This is a genomic window from Methylomonas rivi (assembly GCF_024505165.1).
Classification (GTDB): domain Bacteria; phylum Pseudomonadota; class Gammaproteobacteria; order Methylococcales; family Methylomonadaceae; genus Methylomonas; species Methylomonas rivi.
Map to the genome: position 1 here is coordinate 1 of NZ_JANIBK010000238.1, position 3,676 is coordinate 3,676.

General features: G+C 56.4%; 6 protein-coding genes. 2 read left to right on the plus strand and 4 right to left on the minus strand.

What is annotated here, in order from left to right; genetic code table 11:
* A partial coding sequence (locus NP596_RS20430) for an alpha amylase C-terminal domain-containing protein (RefSeq protein WP_256617233.1) occupies window positions 1-751 on the plus strand: 751 nt, incomplete at its 5' end.
* 100 nt (window positions 752-851) lie between these two features.
* Here the strand turns inward: NP596_RS20430 and NP596_RS20435 are convergent.
* The 4 genes from NP596_RS20435 to NP596_RS20450 form a co-directional block, all read right to left on the minus strand.
* Window positions 852-1,148 carry a hypothetical protein gene (locus tag NP596_RS20435; RefSeq protein WP_256617234.1) on the minus strand — a complete coding sequence of 99 codons (297 nt, stop codon included), beginning with the start codon at window positions 1,146-1,148 and terminating at the stop codon, window positions 852-854.
* A 14-nt stretch (window positions 1,149-1,162) separates the two neighbouring features.
* Window positions 1,163-1,831 carry a hypothetical protein gene (locus NP596_RS20440; RefSeq protein WP_256617235.1) on the minus strand — a complete coding sequence of 223 codons (669 nt, stop codon included), beginning with the start codon at window positions 1,829-1,831 and terminating at the stop codon, window positions 1,163-1,165.
* A gap of 73 nt (window positions 1,832-1,904) precedes the next feature.
* Entirely contained in the window at window positions 1,905-2,294 is a 390-nt protein-coding gene (locus tag NP596_RS20445) for an MAPEG family protein (protein WP_256617236.1), read from the minus strand.
* Between the two features lie 143 nt (window positions 2,295-2,437).
* Window positions 2,438-2,764, minus strand: a complete 327-nt coding sequence (locus tag NP596_RS20450; protein WP_256617237.1) for a hypothetical protein — start codon at window positions 2,762-2,764, stop codon at window positions 2,438-2,440.
* Window positions 2,765-2,932: 168 nt separating this feature from the next.
* On the opposite strand from NP596_RS20450, the gene NP596_RS20455 reads away from it, so the two are divergent.
* Window positions 2,933-3,652 carry a hypothetical protein gene (locus tag NP596_RS20455; RefSeq protein WP_256617238.1) on the plus strand — a complete coding sequence of 240 codons (720 nt, stop codon included), beginning with the start codon at window positions 2,933-2,935 and terminating at the stop codon, window positions 3,650-3,652.
* The last annotated feature ends 24 nt before the right edge of the window (window positions 3,653-3,676 follow it).

A 3,676-nucleotide genomic window follows, 5' to 3' on the forward strand; every position in this document is an offset into this window, starting at 1 on the left:
CGATGCGGTGCGCGAAGCGGTCGGCCAGGCCTCCGGCGGCGCGGCCGCTTTTGTGGATATGGACCGGATTGCCCGGGAAATCGCCAGCCCCAAGTTGGCCGATTCATGGCGGGCGGTACAATGCAGCGAAAATCACGATATCGTCCGCCAGGACAGGGGTTGGCGCATCCCCAAAATCGCCGACAGCGACGACAGCCAATCCTGGTATGCCCGCAGCCGCTCGCGGGTGGCGCTGGGTTTGACCCTGACCGCCGCCGGGATTGCGCAGCTGTTTATGGGGCAGGAATTTCTGGAGGACAAACAATGGAGCGACCAACCGCACAGCGGGCATGAAATCGGTTGGGACAATCTTAGCCAAGCCAGGGTCGATTTTCTGCGTTTCAGCCGGGAGCTGATCGCTACCCGTAACCGCCTGCCCGGTCTGACAGGCAGCGGTCTGAATGTGTTTCATGTACACAACCGGAACCGGATACTGGCTTTTCACCGTTGGCTGCCGGGCGCGGGGCACGACGTGGTGGTGGTGGCCAGCCTCAACGAAACCACCTTTCACGAGTATTGGCTGGGATTCCCGCTACCGGGTTTCTGGGCGGAAGCCTTTAACAGCGATATTTACGATAACTGGATGAATCCCTGGATGGTCGGCAACGGCAAGGGCGTTTATACCTCCGGCGCCGGCATGCACGGACTGCCGCGCTCGGCCGATATCGCTATTCCGGCCAATAGTATTCTGATTTTTGTCCGGTCGTGCTGATGTTGAACAAACGCTGGCGCGAGCGGCGCCCTGTTTTCTTCCGCGCCCAATAAAACCGCGCGTTCTCGCCAATATCCCGGCGACTACTTTTAGTGGGGCGTCACAGCCAGAATTTCACGGCCCAAAAAACCGCCGCAATCAAGATCAAGCTCACGGACACCCGCTTTTCCAGCTGGCTGCGGCTGTTTGCAATCAGTGCGGCTTGCATTACGGCCATGCCCAGCAGCAGCAGAAACGTAAATATCAGGTTGTCGCCCGACGGATCTTCCAGGGTTTCGGCGGACAGGGCTGGATCGAATTCCTGCATCCAGTCGTAGGGGTTGGCGGGCAGGACATAAAACACCAGCATCCCGGCCACGAATAACAGGTGCGCGAACAGCTTAAATACCGGTTTCATCGAAGCCCCCGAACTCATTTGAGCAAATCGGAAAAGCGCGGCCAAAACTTAACGATAAAATCGCCATAGCTGGTGTTTTTCATCAGCTCTTCCATCGACAATCCCACACCCCGGTTATAACGGGCCCCCACTATGCGTACCTGGTCCATGCTCAACACCGGCAGGCTGCCTTGCAATTTATCGTGTTCGATTAATTGTCTAAGGTGGCGGGCAACCACCTCGATGTTAAATACGTCCCGTTCCAGGCAGTCGGCCAAGTCTCTCAGTTGTTCGGTGGACATTTCGGCGGGGTTCAGGCCCAGGGTTTCCGCGGCGGCCCTGAGTTGTATGCTGACCGCGCCGAAGGAGGTTTTCGCCGGATGCCGGGTGACGGTTAAATTTCTATCGACCCACGGCGGGCCGCTCCAGTCGAAGGCGCGTACCTCGAAGGCTACCCCGTCGATAAAATTAGGGTCGCCGCCCACCTCTATCCAACAAACCCCGGCCAACAATAACGGCGGGATGTTATAGCGCGCCGCCGCGGCCAGGATGGCGGTTTTATTGTGGCGCACCCAGTTGTCCTTGAATGCCTGAATATACTGCTTGCCGCCGCCTAGCCGCTGCGGCAGCATTTTCCAGGCAAATAGATCGACCAGCCCCCAGGTGGCCGAATCGTTCGATTCATTGCAAACCAATTCCGACATGTAGTTCTCCCGTTCGAATTATGCCGCCATTACAGATTTCGGAGTGTACCTGCGTGGTTTCAGAGCTGTCGGGTCAGATGAAAATCTGCCGATACGCGGCATAACCGAGGTTGGCTATCGCCAACCCAATCAAGCCGTAAATCGTCAATTGCATGCCTAATATGCGGTGGCGCATATTTTCGCTCAACAATCCATTGGCATGCAGCACACGTCCCGCCAGGATGGTTATGCCGCCCAAATGAATCAGCAGTACGTGCCCGCCGTTTAATTCCAGCAGGATCAGTAAAATCAATGAAATGGGCGCATATTCCGTGGCATTGCCCTGCGCCCGGATAGCATTTTGCAAGGCGGTGACGCCGCCGTCGCCCAGACTGACTTTCTCGGTCCGGCGCAATTTGATTACGCCCAGCGACAGCCGGACGATGAACAGAGCCAATAAGGCCGCATAAATGGAACTCAGCATAACGTTTCCCCTTCAGGCGCTAACAGCGCGGGTATGTGGTATTCGATGTAGGCATCGTAGCGCATTCGCGGGGGAATGGCATTACCAAAATTTCCACCAGTGGCTGTCGGTTTTGCCTGCCGGCGTCACGGAGAGCGTGGCGGTCAATTTTCGCCGTCGGGAAGCGGCGGGGCAACGTCTGTCGGCGGCGTACCGGAAACCATGTCTTCACCGGACGGGATTGGCAAATCCGCGGCTTCAGCCCCTGACAGGATGGCGGCGGCCAGTGCGAAGGGCAAATTGACCGTGGCCGGTATGCGGACAATGGCGGGTTGAATGCAAGAGCGTGCGAACGATAAATGACCTGAATCCATTTTTTCACCTTGTATTGCGACGGATGAGCGAAAAATTTCCGCGGGTAGCCCGGGGGAAAGATACTTTTTTAAAAGTAAAAATACGTTAAGCGCGTGTAAATACGGGTAAATACGCAAGCGGTCGCGCCGGTCGCGGGTATTTGCTAATCCGGCCGTATTTCTCGGGCGGCGGGCGAATGCGTTTGCGCTTGCGAATGATATGTTATATTATAACATTACGAACTCATTCACAGTTCGTTCCGCCGAATTGGTTTGGCGGGTGTTATTGGTCTTCAGGAGAAAATGATGCAAAAGCAATGGTTAAAACACGTTTTAGTGCTGGGTATGAGTTTGAATTTGTCCGTGGCCGCGGCGGCGGAGCAACACGCCGGCGATATACAGCCGTGGAAGGTCGGCAACGATATTTATGTTAACGCCAGCTTTTTTGAAGCCGATTTCGGCGATTTGCCCGGCGGGCTTTTTAATACCGACGACCCCGGCTATGACACCGATACCGCCCAAGGCGCATTCGGTGCCGGCAACTGGCTACGATTTGCGGGGTTGGGGACGCTGCAATTTTGGGACGGTTCGATTTGGTCGAATACGCTACCCAACGGCGAACATATCGTCATCGAAGATGTGCTGGGCGAAGCGACCACTTTTACCGGCGCCGGCGTCACCAATCCGGTTGGGGTCATCGATCAATTGGACGCGGCAGGCGATTTGCACAGCCACCTGGATTTTACGATCTTCAACGCCGGCAACAACCCGGGCGGCAGCGTGGGGGCCTATTGGATCACGCTGCAAATTTTCGAAACGGCGGCGGAGTCTTTACAACCCATCGGCAATGCGTCAACCCCGTTTTCGATTTTCTTTAATCGCGGCTTGAGCCACGAAGCGTTCGAATTCGCCGTCGAATCCGCCGTATCGGCGGTGCCGCTGCCCTCGGCATTGTGGTTGTTCGGTTCGGCGATCGTGGGAGTCATGTCCATGGTCAAACGCCGTGGCGCAGCCTTATCCGCATGATGCAGGCCGGGCCGGGCGCATCAG

Bases quoted from the DNA above. Each gene is read 5' to 3' on its own strand.
- NP596_RS20445 (WP_256617236.1), bottom strand. From the start codon at position 2,294: ATGCTGAGTTCCATTTATGCGGCCTTATTGGCTCTGTTCATCGTCCGG.
- NP596_RS20435 (WP_256617234.1), bottom strand. From the start codon at position 1,148: ATGAAACCGGTATTTAAGCTGTTCGCGCACCTGTTATTCGTGGCCGGG.
- NP596_RS20440 (WP_256617235.1), bottom strand. From the start codon at position 1,831: ATGTCGGAATTGGTTTGCAATGAATCGAACGATTCGGCCACCTGGGGG.
- NP596_RS20455 (WP_256617238.1), top strand. From the start codon at position 2,933: ATGCAAAAGCAATGGTTAAAACACGTTTTAGTGCTGGGTATGAGTTTG.